This window comes from Klebsiella sp. CN_Kp106, assembly GCF_040064575.1.
Taxonomy (GTDB): domain Bacteria; phylum Pseudomonadota; class Gammaproteobacteria; order Enterobacterales; family Enterobacteriaceae; genus Klebsiella; species Klebsiella michiganensis.
In genome coordinates this window covers 298,581-324,784 of the sequence record NZ_JBEAIG010000070.1, presented here as the reverse complement: position 1 = coordinate 324,784, position 26,204 = coordinate 298,581, and the positions used below count along the sequence as shown (strand labels likewise).

The 26,204-nt window shown below is 56.4% G+C and carries 24 protein-coding genes and 1 pseudogene; 13 read left to right on the top strand and 12 right to left on the bottom strand.

Annotated features, from left to right (window positions below):
* Nucleotides 1-89 precede the first annotated feature (89 nt).
* On the bottom strand, nucleotides 90-1,049 hold the full coding sequence (locus ABLU96_RS26315; RefSeq protein WP_064405282.1) for a L,D-transpeptidase family protein: 960 nt from the start codon (nucleotides 1,047-1,049) through the stop codon (nucleotides 90-92).
* A 166-nt stretch (nucleotides 1,050-1,215) separates the two neighbouring features.
* Nucleotides 1,216-4,662 (bottom strand): transcription-repair coupling factor, encoded by a 3,447-nt coding sequence (gene mfd / locus ABLU96_RS26310; protein WP_025106919.1) that lies wholly within the window; start codon nucleotides 4,660-4,662, stop codon nucleotides 1,216-1,218.
* A gap of 305 nt (nucleotides 4,663-4,967) precedes the next feature.
* On the opposite strand from mfd, the gene lolC reads away from it, so the two are divergent.
* The 5 genes from lolC to cobB are packed head-to-tail and all read left to right on the top strand — an operon-like array spanning nucleotide 4,968 to nucleotide 9,904.
* Nucleotides 4,968-6,167 (top strand): lipoprotein-releasing ABC transporter permease subunit LolC, encoded by a 1,200-nt coding sequence (gene lolC, locus ABLU96_RS26305; RefSeq protein WP_086074254.1) that lies wholly within the window; start codon nucleotides 4,968-4,970, stop codon nucleotides 6,165-6,167.
* The gene (gene lolD / locus ABLU96_RS26300; RefSeq protein WP_064405286.1) at nucleotides 6,160-6,861 is read left to right on the top strand and encodes a lipoprotein-releasing ABC transporter ATP-binding protein LolD; all 702 of its coding nucleotides are present in this window, start codon (nucleotides 6,160-6,162) and stop codon (nucleotides 6,859-6,861) included. The genes lolC and lolD overlap by 8 nt, the downstream gene beginning before the upstream one ends.
* Nucleotides 6,861-8,105, top strand: coding sequence for a lipoprotein-releasing ABC transporter permease subunit LolE (gene lolE, locus ABLU96_RS26295; RefSeq protein ID WP_014228856.1), 1,245 nt, complete (start codon nucleotides 6,861-6,863; stop codon nucleotides 8,103-8,105). Before lolD ends, lolE begins: the two co-directional genes overlap by 1 nt.
* A 48-nt stretch (nucleotides 8,106-8,153) precedes the next feature.
* Complete coding sequence (nagK, locus tag ABLU96_RS26290; protein ID WP_025106920.1) at nucleotides 8,154-9,065, top strand: N-acetylglucosamine kinase; 912 nt, start codon at nucleotides 8,154-8,156, stop codon at nucleotides 9,063-9,065.
* A 14-nt stretch (nucleotides 9,066-9,079) separates the two neighbouring features.
* On the top strand, nucleotides 9,080-9,904 hold the full coding sequence (gene cobB, locus ABLU96_RS26285; RefSeq protein ID WP_064405288.1) for a Sir2 family NAD+-dependent deacetylase: 825 nt from the start codon (nucleotides 9,080-9,082) through the stop codon (nucleotides 9,902-9,904).
* 4 nt (nucleotides 9,905-9,908) lie between these two features.
* On the opposite strand, the gene ABLU96_RS26280 is transcribed toward cobB, so the two are convergent.
* Complete coding sequence (locus tag ABLU96_RS26280) at nucleotides 9,909-10,967, bottom strand: LacI family DNA-binding transcriptional regulator (protein WP_025106922.1); 1,059 nt, start codon at nucleotides 10,965-10,967, stop codon at nucleotides 9,909-9,911.
* A gap of 231 nt (nucleotides 10,968-11,198) precedes the next feature.
* Between ABLU96_RS26280 and ABLU96_RS26275 the strand changes: the two genes are divergently transcribed.
* The 6 genes and pseudogenes from ABLU96_RS26275 to ABLU96_RS26250 all read left to right on the top strand — a co-directional run bounded on the left by ABLU96_RS26275 (nucleotide 11,199) and on the right by ABLU96_RS26250 (nucleotide 14,188).
* Nucleotides 11,199-11,639 carry a PTS sugar transporter subunit IIA gene (locus tag ABLU96_RS26275; RefSeq protein ID WP_348862954.1) on the top strand — a complete coding sequence of 147 codons (441 nt, stop codon included), beginning with the start codon at nucleotides 11,199-11,201 and terminating at the stop codon, nucleotides 11,637-11,639.
* A gap of 11 nt (nucleotides 11,640-11,650) precedes the next feature.
* Entirely contained in the window at nucleotides 11,651-11,917 is a 267-nt protein-coding gene (locus tag ABLU96_RS26270) for a PTS sugar transporter subunit IIB (RefSeq protein ID WP_025106924.1), read from the top strand.
* 31 nt (nucleotides 11,918-11,948) lie between these two features.
* On the top strand, nucleotides 11,949-13,211 hold the full coding sequence (locus ABLU96_RS26265; protein WP_025106925.1) for a PTS ascorbate transporter subunit IIC: 1,263 nt from the start codon (nucleotides 11,949-11,951) through the stop codon (nucleotides 13,209-13,211).
* Between the two features lie 303 nt (nucleotides 13,212-13,514).
* Nucleotides 13,515-13,688 (top strand): annotated as a pseudogene (locus ABLU96_RS26260) (hypothetical protein); the annotation flags it as partial.
* A gap of 7 nt (nucleotides 13,689-13,695) precedes the next feature.
* Nucleotides 13,696-13,827, top strand: a complete 132-nt coding sequence (locus ABLU96_RS26255; RefSeq protein WP_264829276.1) for a hypothetical protein — start codon at nucleotides 13,696-13,698, stop codon at nucleotides 13,825-13,827.
* Between the two features lie 79 nt (nucleotides 13,828-13,906).
* Nucleotides 13,907-14,188, top strand: a complete 282-nt coding sequence (locus ABLU96_RS26250; protein ID WP_025106927.1) for a hypothetical protein — start codon at nucleotides 13,907-13,909, stop codon at nucleotides 14,186-14,188.
* Between the two features lie 56 nt (nucleotides 14,189-14,244).
* On the opposite strand, the gene potD is transcribed toward ABLU96_RS26250, so the two are convergent.
* The 4 genes from potD to potA are packed head-to-tail and all read right to left on the bottom strand — an operon-like array spanning nucleotide 14,245 to nucleotide 18,047.
* Nucleotides 14,245-15,291, bottom strand: coding sequence for a spermidine/putrescine ABC transporter substrate-binding protein PotD (potD, locus tag ABLU96_RS26245; RefSeq protein ID WP_049103777.1), 1,047 nt, complete (start codon nucleotides 15,289-15,291; stop codon nucleotides 14,245-14,247).
* Nucleotides 15,288-16,073: a spermidine/putrescine ABC transporter permease PotC gene (gene potC / locus ABLU96_RS26240; RefSeq protein WP_004849960.1), complete on the bottom strand. Its 786-nt coding sequence runs from the start codon at nucleotides 16,071-16,073 to the stop codon at nucleotides 15,288-15,290. Before potC ends, potD begins: the two co-directional genes overlap by 4 nt.
* Nucleotides 16,070-16,927, bottom strand: a complete 858-nt coding sequence (gene potB, locus ABLU96_RS26235; protein WP_004849963.1) for a spermidine/putrescine ABC transporter permease PotB — start codon at nucleotides 16,925-16,927, stop codon at nucleotides 16,070-16,072. The genes potC and potB overlap by 4 nt, the downstream gene beginning before the upstream one ends.
* Nucleotides 16,911-18,047 carry a spermidine/putrescine ABC transporter ATP-binding protein PotA gene (gene potA / locus ABLU96_RS26230; RefSeq protein ID WP_014228869.1) on the bottom strand — a complete coding sequence of 379 codons (1,137 nt, stop codon included), beginning with the start codon at nucleotides 18,045-18,047 and terminating at the stop codon, nucleotides 16,911-16,913. Before potA ends, potB begins: the two co-directional genes overlap by 17 nt.
* A 257-nt stretch (nucleotides 18,048-18,304) precedes the next feature.
* On the opposite strand from potA, the gene pepT reads away from it, so the two are divergent.
* On the top strand, nucleotides 18,305-19,534 hold the full coding sequence (gene pepT, locus ABLU96_RS26225; protein WP_032749571.1) for a peptidase T: 1,230 nt from the start codon (nucleotides 18,305-18,307) through the stop codon (nucleotides 19,532-19,534).
* A 55-nt stretch (nucleotides 19,535-19,589) separates the two neighbouring features.
* On the opposite strand, the gene ABLU96_RS26220 is transcribed toward pepT, so the two are convergent.
* From ABLU96_RS26220 to ABLU96_RS26205, 4 genes are all read right to left on the bottom strand, one after another.
* Complete coding sequence (locus ABLU96_RS26220) at nucleotides 19,590-20,711, bottom strand: cupin domain-containing protein (RefSeq protein ID WP_004849969.1); 1,122 nt, start codon at nucleotides 20,709-20,711, stop codon at nucleotides 19,590-19,592.
* A gap of 86 nt (nucleotides 20,712-20,797) precedes the next feature.
* Nucleotides 20,798-22,264, bottom strand: a complete 1,467-nt coding sequence (gene phoQ, locus ABLU96_RS26215) for a two-component system sensor histidine kinase PhoQ (RefSeq protein ID WP_004849971.1) — start codon at nucleotides 22,262-22,264, stop codon at nucleotides 20,798-20,800.
* Nucleotides 22,261-22,935: a two-component system response regulator PhoP gene (phoP, locus tag ABLU96_RS26210; RefSeq protein WP_004101181.1), complete on the bottom strand. Its 675-nt coding sequence runs from the start codon at nucleotides 22,933-22,935 to the stop codon at nucleotides 22,261-22,263. Before phoP ends, phoQ begins: the two co-directional genes overlap by 4 nt.
* A gap of 85 nt (nucleotides 22,936-23,020) precedes the next feature.
* On the bottom strand, nucleotides 23,021-23,467 hold the full coding sequence (locus ABLU96_RS26205; RefSeq protein ID WP_049075902.1) for a helix-turn-helix domain-containing protein: 447 nt from the start codon (nucleotides 23,465-23,467) through the stop codon (nucleotides 23,021-23,023).
* A gap of 99 nt (nucleotides 23,468-23,566) precedes the next feature.
* Between ABLU96_RS26205 and ABLU96_RS26200 the strand changes: the two genes are divergently transcribed.
* On the top strand, nucleotides 23,567-24,781 hold the full coding sequence (locus ABLU96_RS26200; protein WP_064407217.1) for an MFS transporter: 1,215 nt from the start codon (nucleotides 23,567-23,569) through the stop codon (nucleotides 24,779-24,781).
* 49 nt (nucleotides 24,782-24,830) lie between these two features.
* On the opposite strand, the gene purB is transcribed toward ABLU96_RS26200, so the two are convergent.
* Complete coding sequence (gene purB / locus ABLU96_RS26195; RefSeq protein WP_004131470.1) at nucleotides 24,831-26,201, bottom strand: adenylosuccinate lyase; 1,371 nt, start codon at nucleotides 26,199-26,201, stop codon at nucleotides 24,831-24,833.
* Nucleotides 26,202-26,204: the final 3 nt, after the last annotated feature.

The window sequence follows — 26,204 nt, the reverse complement described above, 5'->3', positions numbered from 1 at the left end:
CAGAAAAGCAGGACCCTGTTTGATTATTGCCATAAAAAAACCGCCTCAGTGAACTGAAGGCGGTTTTTTTTCGTCGGCAGTTTAGCGAACTAGAGCGACTGCTCCGTTACGCGATGGTGGCGGGTGACGTCAATCGGCATGCCCGAACGCAGCATCATCGCGCGTTCCATTACCTCGGTGTCGGTCAACTGTGCCTGCTTAAACGCCTGCATGCTGTCGGTAAGGGTAATGGGCAGCGTCTGCGGGTCGTCATCAATATGTTTTGACAGCGGCTGATGGACCTCCACCAGACGGGAGCCGTTCGGCTCCACGGACACCTTGATTGGCGTATTGATAATCGTCACCCTGGTGCCAGGGGTGATTTCGTTGTACAACGCTTTGATGTCGTCATCGCGCAGGCGAATACAGCCGGAGCTGACGCGCATGCCGATGCCGAAGTCGGCGTTGGTGCCGTGCAGCAGATACACGCCGCCGTACGCCGCCAGGCGAATAGCGTGGTGCCCCATGGGGTTATCCGGGCCAGCGGGCATGACGGCGGGCAGGTCAATGCCCATTGCTTTATAGCGGGCGCGAATATTGGCCGTCGGCGTCCAGGTCGGGTTGGCGCGTTTGTCGGAGACGGTGGTGACCATTGTCGGCGTGATGGTGTCGCCGCCGAGCTGGCCAATGCCGATAGGATAAACGGTCACTTCACTTCTTCCTGGCGGATAGTAATAGAGGCGAAGTTCGGCCAGGTTAAGGACTAATCCTTCGCGCGGCGCGTCGGGCAGCAGGGTTTGCAGCGGAATCGTCAGCACGCTACCGGCTCGTGGAACATACGGATCCACCCCGGGGTTAGCCTGGAGCAGGGCCAGAAAACCGACGTTGTACTTTTTGGCGATCGCTTCGAGCGAGCCGCCGTTATTCTCGACGACATGAAACTGGTTTTGCCCGACCAGACGGCTGCCCGGAGGCGGCAGGGGCCAGGTATTGGCGCGAGCGGGCAGCGCCAGCGCGGCGGCGATAGCCATCATCCCCAGCCAGAGAGAAATTCGCGTAAAGCTTTTCATCACCCTAATTCCATAATAAGTAAGTGGTTATTTTTATACGAAAAGTCCCTGAGATTATGGCGAAGAGAGTGTCTGGAAGTTCAGAGGGATTGCAAAATGTTTGTAAATTTTGCCGAACAAGTGGGGAGGGGCGGGATACGACGCACAGGCCGTATCCCGCTTGCTATCAGGCGGCGGCGTTCTCTTCGAGCTGGCGCATAAACTGGCGCACCCACTCCATCCGCGTTTTACGCTCGGCAAGGTCCTGCGTAAACTTGAGGCGCGTTGGGCCATCCAGGCGATAGTGCTGAGGCTGCTTTTGCAACAGGCCAATCAGCCACATCGGATTCACGTTATTCTTCTCGTTAAACTCAATGGTGCCGCCCTTTTCGTTGCTCTCCAGCTTGCGGATCCCCAGCTTCTGCGCCTGCTGGCGCAGTCGGGCGATATCGAGCAGGTTTCTTGCCGGGTCGGGCAGCAGGCCAAAGCGATCGATAAGCTCGACTTTGATCTCCTCCAGCTCATTCTCGTTCTTCGCGCTGGCAATGCGTTTGTAGAACGACAGGCGCGTATTCACATCCGGGATAAAGTCATCCGGCAGCAGCGACGGCATCCGTAGCTCAACTTCGGTCTGCTGACTGGTAAGATCCTCCAGCGAGGGTTCGCGGCCTGCTTTCAGCGCGTCAACGGCATTTTCCAGCAGCTCCATATAGAGGGAGAAGCCGATGGTTTCCATGGAACCGCTCTGATCCTCGCCCAACAGTTCACCCGCGCCGCGAATTTCGAGGTCATGCGTTGCCAGAGCGAAACCAGCTCCGAGATCTTCCAGCGATGCAATAGCCTCAAGGCGTTTTTGCGCATCGGTGGTCATCGCCTTCGGATGCGGCGTCAGCAGCCAGGCATAAGCCTGATGGTGCGAACGACCGACGCGACCGCGCAGCTGGTGCAGCTGTGCGAGACCGAAGTGATCGGCGCGCTCGATAATAATGGTGTTCGCCGTTGGAATATCGATCCCGGTTTCGATAATGGTGGTGCACACCAGCACGTTAAAGCGCTGGTGATGAAAATCGTTCATCACCCGTTCGAGTTCGCGCTCGCGCATCTGGCCGTGACCGATGGTAATGCGCGCTTCCGGCACCAGCTCCGCCAGCCTCTCGGCGGCTTTCTGGATGTTTTCCACGTCATTATAGAGGTAGTAAACCTGGCCGCCGCGCAGTACCTCACGCAGGATCGCCTCGCGGACCACCAGCGCGTCATATTCGCGGACGAAGGTTTTGACCGCCAGACGGCGGGCGGGCGGGGTGGCGATGATCGACAGATCGCGCATACCGCTCATCGCCATATTCAGCGTACGCGGAATAGGCGTGGCGGTCAGGGTCAGGATATCGACGTCGGCGCGCATCGCCTTGATGCGCTCTTTATGGCGCACGCCAAAGCGGTGCTCTTCATCAACAATCAGCAGGCCGAGATCGCGCAGCTTAACGTCCGGCTGCAGTAGTTTATGGGTGCCGATAAGAATATCGACTTTCCCTTCCGCGACCTGCTCGAGGATCTGCGCCTGCTCTTTGGCGCTACGAAAGCGCGAGAGCATCTCGATGCGCACCGGCCAGTTGGCGAAGCGATCGCGAAAGTTATCGAAGTGCTGCTGGGCGAGTAGGGTGGTCGGCACCAGCACCGCCACCTGCTTATGGTTTTCAACCGCCAGAAACGCGGCGCGCATCGCCACTTCCGTTTTGCCGAAGCCGACATCGCCGCACACCAGACGGTCCATCGCCAGCGGCTGACACATATCGCTTAGTACGGCGTTAATAGCCTGCGCCTGATCGGGCGTGGTCTCGAACGGGAAGCCGTCGCAGAACAGCTGATATTGCTCTTTATCATGTTTAAACGCGTAGCCCGCTTTCGCCGCGCGCTGGGCGTAGATATCCAGCAGTTCGGCGGCCACGTCGCGCACTTTCTCCGCCGCTTTCTGCCGCGCCCGCGCCCAGACGTCGCCGCCCAGTTTATGCAGCGGCGCATTCTCTTCCGCGCCGCCCGCATAGCGGCTAATCAGATGCAGCGACGACACCGGCACGTACAGTTTGGCATCGTTGGCGTAGGTCAGCATCAGGTATTCGCCATTGATGCCGCCCGCTTCAAGGGTGGTCATTCCGGCGTAGCGCCCAACTCCATGCTCAAGATGCACCACCGGTTGGCCGATATGCAGCTCCGCCAGGTTACGAATCAACGTATCGGGATTGATGGTTCGGCGAGAGTCCTGACGACGGCGCGCGACGCGCTCGCCCAGCAGGTCGCTTTCGCAAATCAGCGCCAGATTACGCTGGCTATCGACGAAACCATGCTCGGCGGCGCCGATCATCAGATAGCAGCCATTACCCGTCGCCTCTTCAAGACGCAGGATATGCTTTGGCGCGATCTTAATACGCGCCAGCATTTCGCCAAGCGCCTCTCGACGCCCCTCGCTCTCGACCGAAAAAATCACCGGCCCGCTGAAGGACTCGAGGAATCGGCGCAGGTTATCCAGCGGCGCTTTGTTCTGCGCCTGGATCGCCAGCTCGGGTAATTTCTGATAACCGAGATTGGTGTTGGCGGCTTTTTCCGCCAGACGCTCGGTTTTGAGCTGGACGCGCGGCCATTTTTTGAGCTCGCTAAACAGCTCATCGCTGCGCAGCCACAGCTGTTCCGGCGGCAAAAGCGGGCGCATCGGGTCGACGCCGCGGTTTTCAAAGCGGGCGCGGGTTTCGTTCTGGAAGCGTTCGGCGCTGGCCTCCAGATCGCCGGTATTAACGATCAGCGTTTTCGCCGGGAAATAGCTGAACAGCGGCGGCAGCGGCTCGTTAAAGAACAGCGGCTGCCAGTATTCGATTCCCGCGGGCAGCGTGCCTTTACTAACCTGCTGATAAATATGCTCGGCGTCGCGTTTGACCTCAAAGCGGTCGCGCCACTGGCTGCGGAATAGCTCGATAGCGGCCTGATCCGTCGGGAATTCGTGCGCCGGAAGCAGGTTAATGCTGGCGACTTCCTCCAGCGTACGCTGGCTGTCGACGTCGAACAGACGCAGGCTGTCTATCTCATCATCAAAAAAATCGAGACGGTAGGGCTGCTCGCTGCCCATAGGAAACAGGTCAAGCAATGCGCCGCGCGTGGCGTACTCGCCGTGCTCCATCACCTGGTCGACGTGACGATAGCCGGCGCTATCCAGCTGGGAGCGCAGCGCATCCCGCGACAGGCGCTGGCCTTTTTTCATCACCAGCGCGTGGCCGTGGAGGAAATTATGCGGACAGACGCGCTGCATCAGGGTGCTGACCGGGATAATCAGTACGCCGCGTTCCATGGTCGGGAGCTGGTACAGGGTGGCGAGACGGGAAGAGATAATGTCCTGGTGCGGGGAAAAGCTATCGTAGGGGAGGGTTTCCCAATCCGCCAGGCCCGCCACCATGCTATCGGTAAACTGCCTGATTTCATCATTCAGACGCAGGGCGTTTTGCATATCGGGGGCAATCAGTACCACCGGTCCGCCGTGGCGCTCGGCCATTTCCGCCACCAGAGTGGCGCAGGCCGCGCCGGTCAGTTCGCCAATCTGGCGCTGATCGCCGGCTTTAACCGGCAGAGAGTATCGGTATTGTTCAGGCATAGACGGTATCATGATCTCTTGGGTATTCGCTCTGCCGATATGGAGGGCAACTCGCTGATATTCAATAGTGAGATTATCCGCGATCGACCCGGATTCGCCAACCCGTATCGCAAACATCCTGTCGTGGCCAAAAATGTAACGAACTCCGATAAGCGTAAAGTTAAATAATGACTTACCTGTCTATCTTGTTGTTTATATTGATGTTTTGCTGTTTTTGTCAATAAAATCTACAGGTATCAGTCATTTACGCTGCCCATAATCGCTTATATACTCGGGCATCGGCTATCAGCAATCAGATGGATTACATGTATCAACCTGCCGCACTCTTTATCGGCCTTCGCTATATGCGTGGGCGCGCAGCCGACCGCTTCGGTCGTTTCGTCTCCTGGCTTTCGACCATCGGCATTACGCTTGGCGTGATGGCGCTGGTGACCGTTCTTTCGGTGATGAACGGCTTTGAACGCGAGCTGCAAAACAACATCCTGGGGCTGATGCCGCAGGCCATTCTTAGCGCCAAGCAGGGGTCTGTAAACCCGCAACAGCTGCCGGAAAGCGCGGCCAGATTACAGGGGGTCACCCGCGTGGCGCCGCTGACCACCGGCGATGTGGTGCTGCAAAGCGCCCGCAGCGTGGCGGTCGGCGTGATGCTCGGCATCGACCCGGCGCAAAAAGATCCCCTGACGCCCTACCTGGTTAACGTCAAGCAGAGCGATCTGCAGGCCGGCAAGTATAACGTCATCCTGGGTGAACAGCTGGCAGGACAGCTGGGCGTCAATCGCGGCGATCAAATCCGCGTGATGGTGCCTTCCGCCAGCCAGTTTACCCCGATGGGGCGGCTTCCCAGCCAGCGCCTGTTTAACGTAATCGGTACCTTTGCGGCCAGCAGTGAAGTCGATGGTTATCAAATGTTGACCAACATCGACGACGCCTCGCGCCTGATGCGCTACCCGCAGGGAAATATTACCGGCTGGCGGCTGTGGCTGAATCAGCCTTTACAGGTGGATACCCTCAGCCAGCAGACGCTGCCGGAAGGGACCAAATGGCAGGACTGGCGCGAGCGTAAAGGCGAACTGTTCCAGGCCGTGCGGATGGAAAAAAATATGATGGGCCTGCTGCTGAGCCTGATCGTCGCCGTCGCCGCCTTTAACATCATTACCTCTCTGGGAATGATGGTGATGGAAAAGCAGGGCGAGGTGGCGATTCTCCAGACCCTCGGCCTGACGCCGCGGCAGATCATGCTGGTCTTTATGGTCCAGGGCGCGAGCTCCGGGATCGTCGGCGCGCTGCTTGGCGCCGGGCTGGGCGCGCTGCTGGCCAGCCAGCTGAATAATTTGATGCCGATTATCGGCGCGTTCCTCGACGGCGCCGCGCTGCCGGTGGCCATTGAGCCGCTGCAGGTCATTGTGATTGCCCTGGTGGCAATGGTGCTGGCATTACTCTCTACGTTGTATCCTTCATGGCGCGCTGCCGCCACTCAACCCGCTGAGGCTTTACGTTATGAATAAGATCCTGCTGCAATGCGACAACCTGTGCAAACGCTATCAGGAAGGCACCGTGCAAACCGACGTGTTGCATGATGTCAGCTTCAGCATTGAGGAGGGCGAGATGATGGCGATTGTCGGTACCTCCGGTTCCGGCAAAAGTACGCTGCTGCATCTGCTTGGCGGGCTGGATACGCCGACCTCCGGCGACGTTATCTTTTCCGGCCAGCCGATGAGCCAGCTCGCCGCCGCCGCCCGCGCCGATCTGCGCAACCGCGAACTGGGCTTTATCTATCAGTTTCACCACCTCTTACCGGATTTCACCGCGCTGGAAAACGTGGCGATGCCGCTGCTGATTGGTAAGCAGAAGGCGGCGGATATCGAGCGGCAGGCGAAAGCGATGCTGCGCGCCGTCGGGCTTGAGCACCGCAGCGACCACCGTCCGTCGGAGCTCTCCGGCGGCGAGCGTCAGCGCGTTGCAATTGCCCGCGCGCTGGTCAATAAACCGCGCCTGGTGCTGGCGGACGAGCCCACCGGTAACCTTGACGCCCGCAACGCCGACAGCATTTTTCAGCTGCTTGGCGAGCTGAACGTGGCGCAGCGTACCGCCTTCCTGGTGGTGACCCACGACCTGCAACTGGCAAAACGCATGAGCCGCCAGCTGGAGATGCGCGACGGGCGCCTGACAGCCGAACTCTCCCTGATGGGGGCTGAGTAATGGCTTCTCCGTTATCGTTATTGATTGCCCTGCGCTTCAGCCGTGGACGGCGGCGCGGTGGGATGGTGTCGCTGATTTCGGTTATTTCGACGATCGGTATCGCGCTGGGCGTGGCGGTGTTGATCGTTGGCCTGAGCGCGATGAACGGCTTCGAACGCGAGCTCAACAATCGCATTCTGGCGGTGGTCCCGCACGGTGAGATTGAACCGGTGAACCAGCCGTGGAACAACTGGAACGAGGCGCTGGCGAAGGTTGAGAAGGTCAAAGGCATCGTTGCCGCGGCGCCATATATTAACTTCACCGGGCTGGTGGAGAGCGGCAGCAATATGCGCGCCATCCAGGTGAAAGGCGTTGACCCGCAGCAGGAGAGCCGTCTCAGTTCGCTGCCCAACTTTGTGCAGAACAATGCGTGGGCCAGCTTTAAAGCCGGCGAACAGCAGGTGATCCTTGGTAAAGGCGTCGCCGATGCCCTGCACGTTAAGCAGGGGGACTGGGTGTCAATTATGATCCCTAACTCCGATGCCGAGCATCAACTGCTGCAGCCAAAGCGCGTCAGGCTTCACGTCGCCGGTATTTTGCAGCTAAGCGGTCAGCTCGATCATAGTTTTGCCATGATTCCCATGCAGGATGCGCAGCAATACCTTGATATGGGCAGCAGCGTGACGGGGATCGCCATCAAAGTGACCGACGTGTTTCATGCCAACACCCTGGTACGCGATGCGGGCCAGGTGACCAATAGCTACGTTTATATCAAGAGCTGGATAGGCACCTACGGCTATATGTACCGGGACATTCAGATGATCCGCGCCATTATGTACCTGGCGATGGTGCTGGTGATTGGCGTGGCCTGCTTTAACATCGTCTCGACCCTGGTGATGGCGGTGAAAGATAAAAGCGGCGATATTGCGGTGCTGCGCACGCTTGGCGCAAAAGACGGGCTGATCCGCGCGATTTTCGTATGGTATGGTTTACTTGCCGGTTCGGTAGGGAGCCTGATTGGGGTGGCGATTGGCGTTATCTGCGCCTTTAAGCTGACCGCAATCATTAACGGTATTGAGAACCTGATCGGGCATAAATTCCTCTCCGGCGACATCTATTTTATTGACTTCCTGCCGTCTGAACTGCACTGGCTGGACGTCGTTTACGTGCTGGTGACGGCACTGTTGCTGAGTTTGCTGGCCAGCTGGTATCCCGCCCGCCGCGCCAGCCGCATTGACCCGGCGAGGGTGCTGAGTGGCCAGTAATTTATCGTCATGGTCGGCTTTGCTGACCAGTAAAGAGGAATTGCTGAAATGTACTATGGATTTGACATTGGCGGCAGCAAGATAGCGCTGGGCGTATTTGATAAAGCGCGGCGGCTGCAGTGGGAAAAACGCGTCGCCACGCCGAAAGAGAGCTACGAAGCATTTTTGCAGGCGGTAGAGGAGCTGGTTGAAGAAGCCGACCAGCGCTTCGGCTGCCAGGGCTCGGTGGGCATCGGTATTCCGGGCATGCCGGAGACGGAAGACGGCACGCTCTACGCCGCCAACGTGCCCGCCGCCAGCGGCAGGCGGCTGCGGGCCGATCTGAGCGAACGTCTGGGCCGCGATGTGCGGCTTGATAACGACGCCAACTGTTTTGCCCTCTCCGAAGCGTGGGATGACGAGTTCACCCAATATCCGCTGGTGATGGGGATGATCCTCGGCACCGGGGTTGGCGGGGGGCTGGTGCTCAACGGAAAATCGATTACCGGGCATCGCTATATTACCGGCGAATTCGGCCATATCCGCCTGCCAGTGGATGCGCTGGAGGTGGTGGGACGCGATTTTCCGCTTACGCGCTGCGGCTGCGGCCAGCTGGGCTGCATTGAAAATTACCTTTCCGGACGCGGCTTCGCCTGGCTGTATGAACATTTTTACCAACACGCTTTAACCTCGCCCGAGATCGTCGCGCTATGGCAGCAGGGCGACGCGAAGGCGCGCGAGCACGTCGAGCGCTATCTCGATTTACTGGCGGTATGCCTGGGCAATATTTTAACGATTGTCGACCCGGATCTGCTGGTGCTTGGCGGTGGATTGTCTAACTTTACAGCAATAACCGAAGGGCTGGCGCAGCGCCTGCCGCGACATCTGCTTCCCGTTGCCAGCGTGCCGCGCATTGAGCGCGCGCGCCATGGCGATGCCGGAGGCATGCGCGGTGCGGCCTTCCTTCATCTGACTCAATAACGACAGAGGTAGCTATGCAGTCGCGCCGCTTACATCGATTAAGCCGATTTCGCCGCAATAAGCGTCGGTTACGAGACCGTCTGCGTCAGCGGATTTTCTTCGGCGAAGATAAGGAGACCCCTGAAACGATGGAAAAACCAAGAGTCGTGGTGCTAACCGGCGCGGGTATTTCGGCAGAGTCGGGAATTAAAACCTTCCGCGCCGCCGATGGCCTGTGGGAAGAGCATAGGGTGGAAGACGTGGCGACGCCGGAAGGCTTCGCCCGCGATCCGGCGCTGGTGCAGGCGTTTTACAATGACCGCCGTCGTCAGCTGCAAAGTCCGGACATTGCGCCCAACGCGGCGCATCAGGCGCTGGCGCGGCTGGAAGAGGTACTGGGCGATCGTTTTCTGCTGGTCACCCAGAATATCGATAATCTGCACGAGCGCGCGGGCAATCGCCGGGTGATTCATATGCACGGCGAGCTGCTGAAGGTGCGCTGCTCGTGGAGCGGCCAGGTGCTGGCGTGGACCGGCGATGTGACGACGGAGGACAAATGCCACTGCTGCCAGTTCCCCGCGCCGCTGCGCCCGCACGTGGTGTGGTTCGGCGAGATGCCGCTGGATATGGATGAGATCTACCTTGCGCTGGCCGAGTGCGATATCTTTATCGCCATCGGCACTTCCGGGCACGTTTATCCGGCGGCAGGCTTTGTTCACGAAGCGCGGCTGCAGGGCGCCCATACGGTAGAGCTCAACCTCGAGCCAAGCCAGGTGGGCAGCGAATTTGCCGAAAAACACTATGGCCTGGCAAGCGAAGTGGTGCCGGAGTTTATAGGCAAGCTACTGAAAGCGTTTTAACGTTTTAGCGCAGCGGCTTTCTGCTGCTGGCGCGGACCTTCAGGCTGGAGGGGAGCTCAATGGCGCTCTCCAGCGTATTTCCAGCCAGTAAATCCAGCAGCGTTTTACCAGCAACGGTTCCCGCCTCGCTCCATGGAAACTCTACCGCAGTTAACGCCGGCGAGCAGACCGCGGCAAGCGTACCGCCGCTAAGGCTGGCCAACGCCAGGGTATCCGGAACCTTAATTCCCGCGTTATGACAGGCCATAATACAGCCGCAGGCCAGCTCGTCCGAGGTACAGATCAGCGCATCCAGCTCTGGCCAGGTGATGCGAATATCATTCAGCAGATTGAAACCGGTGGTGATCCCTGAAGGTAAATGCGGCGTCACTACCCGGTGCGGAGAGTGGTTGATTGAGAGCATTGCACTATTCCAGCCGCTTAATACCTGCCTGAACATGATGTTGTTTGACGCCGTGCAGAGTAAACCAAGGTTTTTATAGCCCGCCTGTGCCAGCGATGAGACCAGTTTTTTTAGCGCGGCGGAGTAGTCTACCCCAATGCTAATACCGGCCGTTTCGTGGTTAATCGCGCCGATTTCTACCATCGGTATACCGGCATTCATCAGCATCTGCGAACAGCTGTCAACGTTATCGATGTTGAACTGAACGATTGCCGCCGGATTATAGGCCAGCATCTGCCGAAAAGCCTTCTCTTCACTTTGCCCGCCCTGACCAGATTCGATAAACATCATGGTATAGCCCTGCGGCGCGAGGACGGTTTGTAGCGTTTCCGAGGCGGCGATAAAACCGGGCGATGAAAAAGAGGGGACAACGCCCATAACCAGCGTTGAGTCTGCTGAAGCCAGGCTTCGGGCCTGCAAATTGGGCACATAGCCGAGTTCGCTGACCGCGGCTTCGATGCGCGTGCGTAGTTCTGGGTTGACCTTTTCAGGCATACGTAATGCGCGGGATACGGTCATAGTACTGACGCCCACCAGCTTTGCGACTTCTGCCAGCGTGATTTTGCCGGTGTTCTTTCTGCGTTTTTCTTTTGCGCCGTCATCCGTTTGTAACGTCTGCACTGATTTCCTCCTGTTTACCCAATCGCACCGGTCTATTGTAAATGATGGCGAGCGACCAGGGCACTACTAATGCTCATGCGTAAAGCTCACCAGGAGTATGGTTAATAAAGTTAGCGGTAACAAGTATTTTAACATTTTATCGTGTTAGCGCTAACTTTGCGATACAAATCACGGTAAGTCCGGAAAGTATTCCACTATAGTAGGCCCACATTGAAATAGAGCGGGGGATTTATGATTTCCACCTGGTTAACAGAAAAGAAGATTCAAATCGTTGATAGCGTCAGCGACTGGAAACAGGCGATTACTATTTCTGCGCAGCCGTTGCTAGCCGATGAATCAATTAATGAGAACTATGTTGAAGCTATTTTTCGTAGCCATGAAGAATTAGGCCCGTATTATATTTTAGCCCCCGGTCTGGCAATGCCTCACGCACGCCCGGAGCAGGGAACTAAAAAAAATGGGTTATCCTTATTGCACATAAAGGAAGGCGTTTCTTTTGATGCTGATGAAAATGATCCCATCTTTGTCGTGATTATGCTATGCGCGGTTTCTGGCGATGAACATATCCGAATGATTACCGCGCTGGCGGAAATTTTCTGCGACGAAGCGCGTCTTGATGGCCTGCTTAAGGCATCGACGAAAGAAAAAATAAACAATATTATCAATGGTTAATGAGGTTTGTGATGAAGAAGATTTTGATTGTATGCGGTAATGGCTTAGGCAGCAGCTTCATTGTTGAAATGAACGTCAAAAAAATCATTACTGAGTTAGGTAAAGAGGCGGAAGTCTCGCATACCGATCTCACTTCGGCAAAAAGCGAATCTGCAGATATTATTTTAAGCGCTAAAGATATCGCTGAGCACCTGACCGGGCACAGCGCTCAGGTTTTTGGTTTAAATAACCTGCTGGATAATAATAAAATTAAAGAAATTCTTGTGGCTAACCTTTAATTAATTCCTTGTGGCCCTACGGAGTCATTCTATGCTGCAGTTTATTATTCATGATGTGCTTGGCACACCAGCAATACTGGTCGGTCTTTTTTCTTTAATTGGTTTGCTATTACAGAAAAAGGCTATCTCTGATGTTATTTCCGGGACCCTGAAAACGATTATGGGTTTCGTCATATTAACATCAGGGGCGGCGATTATTGCCACGACGTTAACAACATTTAGCCAGCTGTTTGAACATTCATTCCATATTCAGGGCGTGGTGCCCAACACCGATGCGATGGCCGCGCTGGCGCAAAAAAACTACGGTACGGCGACCGCGATGATCATGGTGCTGGGGATGCTGTTTAACATCGTTCTGGCGCGCATTACTCCGCTGAAATATATCTTTTTGACCGGTCACCATACGCTGTATATGTCGGCAATGCTGGCAGTGATCCTGTCCGTTGGCGGCCTGACGCCTTTCTGGGTTGTTGCTCTCGGCGCGGCGATCCTCGGCGCGATGATGGTGGTTTCCCCGGCAATCCTGCAGCCCTTTACCCGTAAAATTACCGGCACTGACGATCTGGCTCTGGGACACTTTGGTTCCACCGGCTATCTGCTGTCGGCGCTGGTCGGTAAAGCGATAGGTAAAGGCAGTCCGTCGATTGAAGAATTGAAGGTACCGAAATCGCTGAACTTTCTGCGTGATTCATCGGTGGCCATCTCGCTGACTATGATGATTCTGTTCCTGATTCTGGTACTGGTGGCGGGGAAAAACTTTGTTGAAACCAGCATTAGCGGCGGTCAGAACTTCATTATCTTCGCCATTATTCAGTCGCTAACCTTTGCCGCAGGGGTATGGATCATTCTTGCCGGCGTACGCATGGTGATTGCCGAAATCGTCCCGGCCTTTAAAGGTATTGCCGATAAGCTGGTCAAAGACGCTAAACCGGCGCTTGATTGCCCAACGGTATTCCCGTTCGCGCCGAATGCGGTCATCGTCGGCTTCTTGTCGAGTTTTGCCGCTGGTCTGGTGAGCATGTTCCTGTGTCCACTGTTTGGCCTCAGCGTGATTGTTCCCGGCCTGGTTCCGCACTTCTTCTGCGGCGCAACCGCGGGCGTATACGGCAATATCTGCGGCGGCCGCCGTGGCGCCATTGTTGGCGCGTTTGCACAAGGCTTACTGATTTCTTTCTTGCCCGCCATTCTGCTGCCGCTGATGGGCGACCTGGGCTTTGCATCCACCACTTTCGGTGATGCGGACTTTGGCGTGGTTGGCATCGTGCTCGGACACGTTGTGGCCTGGTTTAATTAATTGATTTTTTTGGCGGAGGGATACGGCTGCTCAGTTTTCACCCTCGTTGATGTGCATCTGATGGTTAACCACCCGGAAGATATTATTCCGCTGCGGCGTGGTACTGAGCCCGGCTACGCCTGGGATAATAGGATGACTCTCTTCGAGGGTGAGGTTAACGCATAAAATTTACAGCGTCCTCAATCGGCACGTCAATACGGGTTTAAGCAGAGGTCTATTTAACCGGTCCGGCTTTCTGTTTTCCCGCATTGCCGCAGTTGCGTTGGGGACGCTGTAACCTTTCTGTCTGCCAGGAGCAGTATGATGTTCGCAAGATGTGAACTTGCTAACGCTATTCGTACGCTGAGCATGAACGCAGTACAGCAAGCCAAAACCGTTCACCCGGGTGCCCCGATGGGTATGGCTGACATTGCCGAAGTCCTGTGGCGTGCTTTCCTGAATCGTAATTCGCAGAACCTGTCCTGGAGCGACCGCGATTGTTGGCATGACCAGCTTCGGTGAGTCTGCGCCGGCGGAGCCGCTGTTTGAAGAGTTTGGCTTCACCGTGCATGGCACCGTTGCCAAAGCGGCAGCGCTGGTATTAATTTGGCCGTTAATATATTTCACATATATGTAACGCTGTGATTAACAAAACAGTATCAGACAGACATTTGTGGCATGTTTCTTCACTCGGACAACAGAGAAGGAATAACACCATGGCCACTGAATATGTTGACTACCTGATCCTCGGCGACGAGCATCACGGCGAAATCCACAGGGATATTAAAAGCCACTCTCTCCGGGTCCGTTCGAAATACGCAGCCGGTTCCGTCCGGGGAGACGCCTCTGCCGAGCAGCCAAAAATGGTGAACTACAACGTCCATGAATATCCGGCGCAGGATGGGCGATTTTATCTGGTGGCGACCAACTATCCGCTGGCCGATTTTGACGTTGAAGACGCGCTGGTTAAATCAAGAATTCATCCGTTGAGAAGCTAGAAACGCACTTTCCGAAGCGGTCGGGTAAGCACCATGCTACCCGACCTGTGAGGTGATTAACGACCCGCTTTCAGCTTCTGATAATACTCTTCATAAAGCGTACTGGCGCTGCCGACATCGTTCTGCCATTCGCCTTTCTGAATCGTTGCGGCGTCCGGGTAGAGCGATTTATCGTTGGCGACTTCCGGGCTTAGCATCTTCCGCGCGGCAAGGTTTGGCGTCGGGTAGCCGATGGTTTCCGCGACCTGTTTAGCCACTTCCGGGCGCAGCAGGAAGTTGATCAGCTTCAGCGCGCCATCGACGTTTTTGGCGTTTGCCGGAATCGACAGGCTATCCATCCAGAAGATGCCGCCTTCTTTCGGCCATACGATTTCCAGCGGCGTACCGGCCTGACGCGCAACCCACGCGGAGCCATTCCACACCATGCCGAGGTTGACCTCGCCTTCCATATACGGGTTCGCCGGGTTATCGGAGTTGAACGCCGCGACGTTCGGCATCAGTTTTTTCAGCTCGTTATAGGCCGCTTCAATCTCTTTCGGATCGGTAGTATTACCGGAGTAGCCCAGTTTACGCAGTGCGACCTGGAACACTTCGCGCGCGTCGTCGGTCAGCAGCAGGCTGCTCTTATACTCGGGTTTCCACAGATCCGCCCAGCTGGTGACGGTCTTCGGATCGATCTCTTCGCTATTCACCCCAATGGCCGTCGCGCCCCAGATGTACGGAATGGAGTAGTCGTTGTTGGGGTCGAACGGTTTGTTGAGCATTTCAGGGTCAAGATTGCTGAAGTTGCTCAGTTTGCTCTTGTCGATCTTCTGCAGCATGCCCTCTTTACGCATTTTGTCGACGAAGTAGGTGGAAGGCACGACCAGATCGTAGGCGCCGTCTTTATAGGTTTTGAGCTTGGCGTACATGGTTTCGTTCGACTCGTAGGTCGAATAGATCACCTTGATGCCGGTCTCTTTGGTGAACTGTTCCAGCAGCCCCGGCGGGACATACTCGGTCCAGTTGTAGAAATAGAGCGTTTTGCTATCGTCCGCGTGCGCGGCGCTCATACCAACTGCCAGAGCGCCCGCAGCGAGCAGGTGGCGTGACCATTTTTTCATTTTAACGTCCCCTGAGTTTTATCACGTGCAATTATCTGGCTGGCAATAACCATCACCAGCGACAGAACCAACAGAATGGTCGCCAGCGCATTAACCTCCGGCGATACCCCAACTTTAACCATCGAATAGATCTTCAGCGGCAGGATCTCATAACCCGGCCCGGTGACGAATGAAGAGACCACCACATCATCCATCGACAGGGTAAAGCTCAGCAGCCACCCTGCGGCCACCGCGGGCAGCGCCAGCGGCAAAATGATCTTTCGCAGAATGGTCAGTTCGCTGGCGCCGAGATCTTTCGCTGCTTCCAGCATCCGCACGTCAAAACCTTTCAGGCGCGAAAATACCGTGACCACCACGAAGGGCAGGCAAAAGGTGATGTGGGAAAACAGCAGCGACCAGAATCCCAGCTGAATACCGATCAGCATAAACAGCACCAGCAGCGAAATCGCCATCACGATATCCGGCGACATCATCACCACAAACAGCATCCCGCTTACGAACGGCTTGCCGCGAAAGCGATAGCGGTACAGCGCCACGGCGGTCAGTGAGCCGATAAGCGTAGCAAAGGTCGCCGACAGCACCGCCATGGTCAGCGAGTGCTGCGCCGCCTGCAGCAGGCTGTCGTTGTTCATCAGCAGGCTATACCAGTTGGTGGTAAAACCCTGCCAGTTAATGCCAAAGCGTGAACTGTTAAACGAGTTAACAATCAGAATAATAATGGGAATATAGAGATACGCGTAAATAGCGGTCATAAAGCCGCCGCGCAGCAGTCGACCGATCATTCCAGCTCCACCTTTTTATTCAGTAAACGCGCCGCGCGCCAGTAAATCAGCAGCATCAGGCCCATCACCAGCGTGAGCGTGATGCTGGTCGCCGCGCCAAACGGCCAGTCGCGGATGTTGAGGAACTGGCTCTTAATCACGTTACCAATCAGCAGGTTCTTCGCGCCGCCCATCAGGTCGGAAACGTAGAACAGCCCCATGGCCGGAAGCATCACCAGCAGACAGCCGGCGATAATCCCGGGCATGGTCAGCGGAATGATGATACGGATAAAGGTTTGTAGCTTACCGGCGCCAAGGTCTTTTGCCGCTTCCAGCAGCGGGCGATCGAGCTTCTCGATGCTCGAGTAGAGCGGCATCACCATAAACGGCAGCAGAATATAGACCAGGCCGATAATCACCGCCGAAGGGGTGTACATGATGCGCAGCGGCGTATCGATGATACCCAGCCACAGCAAAAATTCATTAAGGTAGCCCTTGGTGCTGAGGAAAATCTTCAGGCCGTAGATACGAATCAGCGAATTGGTCCAGAACGGCACGATCAGCAGAAACAGCATCAGCGGGCGCACCTTCTCCGGTAGCCTGGCCAGGAACCAGGCGAAAGGGTAGCCGAGCGCCAGGCAGGCCAGCGTCGCCAGCAGCGCCATATTCAACGAATGCAGCAGCACGTCGTAGTAGAGCGGGTCGAGCAGGCGCGCGTAGTTGTCCAGCGTAAAGACCAGCTTGACGAAGTTGGTATCGTCGCGGGTCAGAAAGCTGGTGGCGATGATCATCAGGTTGGGCAGAAAGACAAACAGCACAAGCCAGCCCACGATGGTGGCGATCGCCACATTCTGGAATTTACTGGTGTTCTTCATCGGCCAGCACAACCTCCCAGCTTTCTACCCAGTTAATGGCCATTTTCTGGTCGAGAGAGTGGTCAAAATCAGGATCGTCTTCATTAAAGAATTCGCTGACCATCACCATTTTACCGTTTTCCAGTTCAACCACCGATTCCAGCGTCATGCCTTTATAGTTGCGTTCGCGGATATAGCCTATCAGGCCATCGGCGTCATTACTGTCGTGGATCTCGTCCACGCGCAGGTCTTCCGGGCGCAGCAGAACGTTAAGCCGCTGGCCTTTTTCAACGGCGAAGTTGACGTAGATATTGCACTCGCGGCCTTCGACGCTGGCGCGCACCCGCCGATCGTCAATCCGTTCAATGACCGTAGCGCTGAAAATGTTGATTTCGCCGATAAAGCTGGCGACGAACAGGTTTTTCGGTTCTTCGTAGATTTCGCGCGGCGTACCGTCCTGCTCGATTTTACCCTCGCGCATCACCACGATACGGTCGGACATGGTCAGCGCTTCTTCCTGATCGTGGGTCACGAAGACGAAGGTGATGCCGAGCTTACGCTGTAGCGCCTTCAGTTCGTTCTGCATCTGCTTGCGCAGTTTATAATCAAGGGCGGAGAGGGATTCATCAAGCAGCAGCAGGCGCGGTTTATTTACCACCGCGCGGGCAATCGCCACGCGCTGCTGCTGGCCGCCGGACAGCTGATGCGGTTTACGTTGAGCAAACGCTTCAAGCTGCACCATGCGCAGGGCATCGTGGACGCGGGGAGCGATGTCCGCCGTCGGGGTTTTCTGCATACGCAGGCCGAAGGCGACGTTTTCAAACACCGTCATGTGCGGAAACAGCGCATAGCTTTGAAAGACGGTGTTCACATGGCGGTTTTCCGCCGGGATATGGGTGATATCGTGATCTTCGAGATGGATTTGGCCGCTATCGACGCTTTCCAGTCCGGCGATAAGACGAAGAACGGTTGTTTTACCGCAGCCAGAGGGGCCAAGCAGGGTGAGAAACTCACCGTTGTTGATGGTCAGATTGAGGTCGGAGATAACCGTTTTACCATCAAAGCTTTTGCGAATTCCCGCCAGCTGAACCAGCGGAGAACGCGAACGCGGTTGTGTATTCAATTTTCGACTCTGTCCCATGTAGACGCAGCGGAAAGCTTACCGATGCGGGGTTTGTGGTTAACCACCTTTGGTTTTGCACATAAAATAATAAGGCCGAGCATTCTACGGCAAACGATTGTAATCGCCAATGATTGATGCGCCATGATGAACTACCTTTACAACATTATCGTGTGAAATGTATTAAATTCTCATTTGCCGGGCTAAAAATGACCTGACGCAATATTTGGTTTTTCCGGCTTATCAATAATGTTGTCACAAAAGAAGAGGGTGGCTACATGGATAAATTGCTTGAGCGTTTTTTGCAGTACGTTTCTTTAGACACGCAGTCGAAACCGGGCGTGCGTCAGGTACCGAGCACGGAAGGTCAGTGGAAGCTGCTACGTCTGCTTCAGGCGCAGCTGCAAGAAATGGGACTGGTGAATGTGACGCTGAGTGAGAAAGGGACGGTCATGGGCACCCTGCCAGCTAACGTTGAGGGTGATATTCCGGCCATTGGCTTTATTTCTCATGTCGATACGTCGCCTGACTTCAGCGGCAAGAACGTGAATCCGCAGATCGTAGAAAACTATCGCGGCGGCGATATCGCGCTTGGTATTGGCGATGAGGTCCTCTCGCCGGTGATGTTCCCGATACTGCACCAGCTGCTCGGGCAGACGCTGATCACCACCGATGGTAAAACGCTCCTCGGCGCCGATGATAAAGCCGGTATCGCAGAGATCATGACCGCGCTGGCGACGCTAAAGGCGAAGAATATTCCTCACGGCGATATTCGCGTGGCCTTTACCCCGGATGAAGAGGTGGGCAAAGGGGCGAAGCATTTCGATGTTGCCGCGTTTGACGCCTGCTGGGCCTATACCGTCGACGGTGGCGGCGTAGGTGAGCTGGAGTTCGAGAACTTTAACGCCGCGTCGGTGACGATTAAGATCGTTGGCAACAATGTTCATCCCGGTACGGCGAAAGGGGTGATGGTCAACGCGCTGTCGCTGGCGGCGCGCATTCATGCCGAAGTCCCAGCGGACGAAGCGCCGGAAACCACCGAAGGCTATGAGGGCTTCTACCATCTGGCCAGCATCAAAGGCACGGTCGACCGGGCCGATATGCACTACATCATCCGCGATTTTGACCGCAAGCAGTTTGAGGCCCGCAAGCGCAAAATGATGGAGATCGCCAAAAAGGTCGGCAAGGGGCTGCATCCGGATTGCTATATTGAGCTGGTCATCGAAGACAGCTATTACAATATGCATGAAAAGGTGATGGCGCACCCGCACGTGGTGGAGATTGCCCGTCAGGCGATGGTGGATTGCCAGATCGATCCGCAGATGAAGCCGATTCGCGGCGGTACCGACGGCGCGCAGCTCTCCTTCATGGGGCTGCCGTGTCCGAATCTGTTTACCGGCGGCTATAACTACCACGGCAAGCATGAGTTTGTGACGCTTGAAGGCATGGAGAAGGCGGTGCAGGTGATTGTACGTATTGCGGAGCTGACGGCGAAACGAGGCGCATGAAGGCTATAAGCTACGGGCCCGGTGAGGCGTCAGCCGTCACCGGGCAGTCGAAGACTCAGTCCTCAAAGAACCAGTAGCCGCTGTTGACCAGCGCGGCCAGCAGGGCGAGGAAGGAGGGATCTTCCAGCGCATCGCCGAGATGCTCAGCGTTTAGCGTCAGGTGGGTTGCCAGAGCATCCAGCGCCGGACGGTGCGGAGAGTTGATCTTCTCGCCGTTGACGAATACCTCGCCATCAATCCGCAGCACGCGCAGGCCCCCAAGACGCGTCAGCTTATCTCCCTGCTGCAGGGCATCGTAAATTTCATCCGGCTGGTACGGTGGCTCCGGCGGCGCCACGTCCAGCTCGTGCCGGGACTGGGTGATAAATTCGCCGAACCACTGCTTAAAGTGCTCCGGCTGATTAATCAGCCCCAGCATCATATCGCGCAGGCGATCCAGCTCCGCGGGCAGAATATCCGCAGGGTGCTCGCGAGACGGTACGTCCGGGTCGGCGTAACGCTGGCTGCCCAGTTCACGCTGCAAAATATAATCAGCAAAGCCGCTGAACAGCTCACGCGCGTTAGGCGCGCGATAGCCAACTGAATAGTTGAGCGAGTTTTCCAGCGAGTAGCCTTCGTGCGGGAACCCCGGCGGAATATACAGAATATCGCCCGGCTCCATCTCTTCATCAATGATGGCTTCAAACGGGTCGACCTGCAGCAGGTCCGGGTGCGGGCAGTGCTGTTTCATCGGCACTTTTTCACCCACGCGCCAGCGGCGGCGGCCGGTACCCTGAATGATAAACACATCGTACTGGTCGAGATGCGGACCGACGCCGCCGCCGGGGACGGAAAACGAGATCATCAGATCGTCGATGCGCCAGTCGGGCAGGGCGCGGAACGGATGCATGAGCGCCGCCGTTGGCTGATGCCAGTTATTGACTGCCTGTACCAGCAGCGACCAGTTATTCTCGCTCAGGTGATCGTAGCTCTCAAAGGGGCCGTGGCTGACCTGCCATTTACCGTCCTGATGACTGACCAGGCGACTGTCGACTTCGCTCTCCATTGCCAGTCCGGCCAGTTCGTCCGGGCTTAACGGATCGACGAAATTAGCAAAGCCCCGTTTCAGCACCACCGGGCGTTTTTGCCAGTAGCGTTCGATAAAGTCGGGCCAGTTAAGCGTTAATTGATAATCCATATTTATATTCCACAGCAGGTGTCTGTTAGGGATTATAACGGATGCGGCACCAGCATGATGCAGGCGCCGTTAAAAAACCGACTGTTTTAGCTCTCTTTATCTTCCAGGGCCTGGCGACCAAAAATAACTTCCATGCAGGCGCCGCCGAGCAGGCTCTCTTCGGCGAGGATGCGGCCATCGTACTGGGCTACGATATCGCGGGCAACCGAGAGACCGACGCCCTGTCCGGGGCGCAGCGTATCTGCGCGCTGGCCGCGGTCGAACACCGCGCTGCGCATCGCGGCGGGGATCCCCGGGCCATCATCTTCAACCAGAATATGCAGATGGTTGTCGTTGGTCTGCCGGACGGAGACTTCCACAAACTCAAGGCAGTATTTACAGGCGTTATCGAGCACATTGCCCATTACCTCCATAAAATCATTCTTTTCACCGACAAAACTGATTTCCGGCGAGATATCCAGGGTAATGTTCACGCCTTTACGTTGATAGACCTTATTCAGCGCCGAGGTCAGGCTGTCGAGGAGCGGAGCGATGGGATGCAGCTCGCGACTGAGCAGCGAACCGCCGCTGCGCATGCTGGCGCGGTGCAGATAGTAGCCAATCTGCTGCGAGATGCGGCTAATCTGCTCCAGCATCACCGGCTCTGCTTCATTGACGCTCATTTTCTCGCCGCGCATGGAACGCAGCGTGCTCTGCATCACCGCAAGCGGGGTTTTCAGACTGTGGGTGAGGTCGGTCAGCGTCGTGCGGTATTTATCATAGCGTTCGCGTTCGCTTTTCAGCAGGCGGTTGAGGTTGCTGACCAGCCGCGTCAGCTCGCGGGTGGTATTCGGATTGAGCATCTCGCGGTGATGCTCCTCCAGTTCGCGCACCTCTTTGGCCAGCGATTCGATAGGGCGCAAGCTCCACCATGCCGCGACCCACAGTAGCGGGATCACCAGCAGCAGGTTAGCCGCGAGGACATAGATAAACCAGCTCCACACCATGTAGGAGCGCTTAAGCTCTACCGGAATGGTGTCGACAACCACGATACTGAGCTGCGGCATGGTGCTGGTGGCCGGATAGATATTGATCGCCACCGAGTGGGTCATTTCGGAGCCATCGTCCTCTTGCCGAATGGCGTCCAGCTGTTGTTGAATCTCATGGTTGTTGTGCTGCAGCATACTGCTGCTGTCAACGTCGGCCTCAATTTCGTGAAAGCCGTTGTTTTTGAGCCAGTCCGGTTGAATACGTTTTACCAGCCAGGGTACGTCGCGCTGTGCCCACAGCAGCTGGCCGCGGGCGTCGTAAATGAGCGTCACCGTGGGGCTTTGCATATTCAGGTTTTCGGGGATATCAACATCGATGGTGTTGTTTTCCCATTTCGCCAGCATATAGAACAGATTGCTCTCGCCGCGCAGCAGGCGGAAGGTGGTTTTATCGAAACTGACGCTATACCCCACCAGCGCGACCATGCCATAGGAGAGTGACAGCACCAGCACTACGGCGGCCGTCGCCAGCAGAAAGCGAACGCGTAACGACAGCGGCAGAATATGCCGCAGCACCCCTTTCATCCGCGCAGTTCGAACAGATAGCCCTGACCGCGCACGGTGGTAATCACATCCTGCGGATACTCAGCCTGTATTTTTTTGCGCAATCGTCCCATCAGCACATCGATGGTATGGCTTTCGCGCAGCTCGGCGTCGGGATAGAGCTGCAGCATCAGCGAATCTTTGCTGACCACTTTGCCCCGATTGCGGATCAGGGTTTCCATAATGGTGTATTCAAATGCCGTCAGCTTGATGGGCTGGTCGTTGACCGACAGCTCGCGACGCGACAGATCCACCTGGAAAGGCGGAATGGAGATAACCTGTGATGCCAGGCCGCTATTACGCCGCAGAAGCGCCTGCATGCGGGCGGCAACCTCTTCGATATGGAACGGCTTAGTGACGTAATCATCCGCTCCGGCGCTCAGGACCTCAACCTTATCCTGCCAGCCTTCGCGGGCGGTCAGCACCAGCACCGGTACCGACACGTCGTGGCTGCGCCAGCGACGAATCAGCGAAAGGCCGTCTTCATCCGGCAGGCCAAGATCGACGATGGCGATGTCCGGAACGTGCTCACCCAGATAGTAATCCGCTTCCTTTGCGTCTTCCGCCGCATCGACCTGATGTCCCAGCTCCTGCAGCTGAACTTTCAGGTGGTGGCGCAGCAGAGCGTTATCCTCAACCACGAGTACGCGCATGCCAGTTCTCCATTTTATTTATGATATTGAACAGTTTAGCGTTTATTATACACCTTTAATATAAACAGCTGTTAAATAAAGAATTTTATTCGATTTTTTGTACCTCGGTCTCTTGGGCGGTGAGGATGAGTCCATCTTCGGCCGCGGGCGACATCATCGGTATCGGGCGCAGCGTACGTTTATCGATCAGTACGGAATGGGGTTCCCCATGGGCAAACAGATGCAGCTCTCCCCACTGGCGTAGCGCAACGACAACGGGGAACAAACGCTCTCCTTTTGCCGTCAGTACGTATTCCTGATAAGCCGTGCCATCCGAGGCGGATTGCATAGTGAGAATACCTGAGTTTACCAATTTGTGCAGACGGTCAGAGAGAATATTACGTGCCATACCGAGGCTTCGCTGAAAGTCGCTGAAGCGGCGTATGCCATCAAAGGCGTCGCGTACAATCAACAAGGACCAGCGATCGCCGATAATATCCACGCTTCGGGCGACGGGGCAGGTTTCGTTTTTCATTTTTTCACGCGCTGGCATGGGCTCTCCGAACGGTCTGTTAAGTAGTTGCATTTTAAAACTTGATGTTCTAGCCTTCAACTGGTTTTATTTTGAAACCAGATAACCAAGGTGGGCATCATGAAAGCGACACTGATATCTCCAACGCTAAGCGATCCGCAAACGGTTATGCCTCGCAGCCTGGTCTGGCTGTTTGCTATCGCCAGCGGCCTGAGCGTGGCAAACGTGTATTACGCGCAACCGCTGCTCGACGCGCTAGCGCGAGATTTTGCGATCGGCGACGCCGCGATTGGCGGGGTGATTGCGGCGACCCAGATTGGCTGCGCAATGGCGTTGCTACTGCTGGTGCCGCTGGGCGACAGGGTGAATCGCCGCCGCCTGATGGCGACGCAGGTGATTTTACTGATCGCTGCCCTGGCGGCGTTGAGTATGGCTTCCACCGCCGTGATGCTATTGGGCTGTATGCTTGCCGTTGGCCTGCTGGGTACCGCGATGACCCAGGGGCTAATCGCGTATGCCGCCAGCGCCGCCGCGCCCCATGAACAGGGGCGCGTGGTGGGCGCTGCGCAAAGCGGTGTATTTATCGGGCTGCTGCTGGCGCGGGTATTCTCCGGGTCGATTAGCGATCTCTTCGGCTGGCGCGGGGTGTACATCTTGGCCGCTTTACTGATGCTGGGTATTGCGCTTCCGCTGTGGCGTCGGCTGCCGGTATTGGCGGCTGCGCCGAACCCCCTGAGCTATCCGCGGCTGTTGATATCCATGCTGGCTCTGCTGCGCCAGGAAAAAGTGCTTCAGGTGCGCGGCGTGCTGGCATTACTGATGTTTGCCGCTTTCAATATCTTCTGGAGTGCGCTGGTTTTGCCATTAACCGCTCCGCCCTTTCGCTTTTCCCATACTGAGATTGGCGCCCTGGGCCTGGTCGGGGTCATCGGCGCTCTGGCAGCGGGGCGTGCCGGTAAATGGGCCGATCGCGGATATGGGCAGCGCACCAGCGCCGCGGCTCTGGTGATGTTGCTGATAGCCTGGTGGCCGCTGTCGCTGATGGCATGGTCGCCCGCGGCGCTGTTGGTCGGCATTGTACTACTGGATCTCGGCGGTCAGGCGCTGCATGTCACCAATCAAAGCATGATTTTCCGTACCCGTCCCGAAGCGCACAGCAGGCTGGTCGGTTTGTATATGCTGTTTTATGCGCTTGGCAGCGGTTTGGGCGCGGTGAGTACGACAGCGGTATATGCGCGCGCGGGATGGCAGGGCGTTTGCCTGCTGGGGGCTTCGGTCAGTCTGCTGGCGCTGCTGTTCTGGTTGATGACCCGGGGGATGACGACGAGCAGATGAGGGGGAGGAAAAATAACCCTCTTTCCCGGCGGAAAGAGGGTGGAAAGGTTTACTTCAGTTCGTCAACCATGGTGGTCGCACGGCCGATATAGTTAGCCGGGGTCATGGCCTTCAGGCGAACTTTTTCCGCTTCCGGCAGCGCCAGGCTGTCGATGAACTGCTGCATGCCTTCGGCATCAACGCGCTTGCCGCGGGTCAGCTCTTTCAGCTTCTCGTACGGCTTCTCGATGCCGTAGCGACGCATGACGGTCTGAATCGGCTCGGCCAGAACTTCCCAGTTGTGGTCCAGTTCATCCAGCAGGCGGTCCTGATTCAGCTCCAGCTTGCTCACGCCTTTCAGGGTGGATTGATACGCGATCAGCGCGTAGCCGATGCCCACGCCGAGGTTACGCAGGACGGTGGAGTCGGTCAGGTCGCGCTGCCAGCGGGAAACCGGCAGTTTGCTTGCCAGATGCTGCATCACCGCATTGGCCAGACCGAGGTTGCCTTCGGAGTTCTCGAAGTCGATCGGGTTCACTTTATGCGGCATGGTGGAAGAGCCGATTTCGCCGGCAATGGTCTTCTGCTTGAAATGGTTGAGCGCGATATAGCCCCACACGTCACGATCGAAATCAATCAGGATGGTGTTGAAGCGGGCGACGCAGTCAAACAGCTCGGCGATATAGTCGTGCGGTTCAATCTGGGTGGTGTACGGGTTCCACTGGATACCCAGCGAGGTGACGAACTCTTCGCTGAACTGGTGCCAGTCGACTTCCGGGTAGGCGGCGATGTGGGCGTTATAGTTCCCCACCGCGCCGTTGATTTTGCCAAGAATTTCAATCTGATTCAGCTGACGATACTGGCGCTCCATACGGTAAGCGACGTTCGCCATCTCTTTACCCATGGTGGACGGTGTGGCCGGCTGGCCGTGGGTGCGGGAAAGCAGCGGGATATCGCGATACTGTACCGCCAGGTCCTTAACCGCGTCGATCAGCTTGCGCCAGTATGGCAGGATCACTTCGTCGCGGGCGGTTTTCAGCATCAGCGCGTGGGACAGATTGTTGATGTCCTCGGAGGTGCAGGCGAAGTGGATAAACTCGGAGACCGCGTGCAGTTCTGCCACGTCGGCGACTTTTTCCTTGAGGAAATACTCAACCGCTTTGACGTCGTGGTTGGTGGTGCGCTCGATCGTTTTGATGCGCTCTGCATCTTCTACGCTGAAATCGGCGACGATTTTATCAAGGTAACCGTTTGCGTCGGCAGCAAAAGCAGGAACTTCCTTGATCGCTGCGTGCGCGGCCAGTTTTTGCAACCAACGCACTTCTACCTGAACGCGGAATTTCAGCAAACCGAATTCGCTGAAGATACCGCGCAGCGCGCTGACTTTGTCGCCGTAGCGGCCGTCGACTGGGGAAACGGCGGTCAGTGAGGATAATTCCATAGA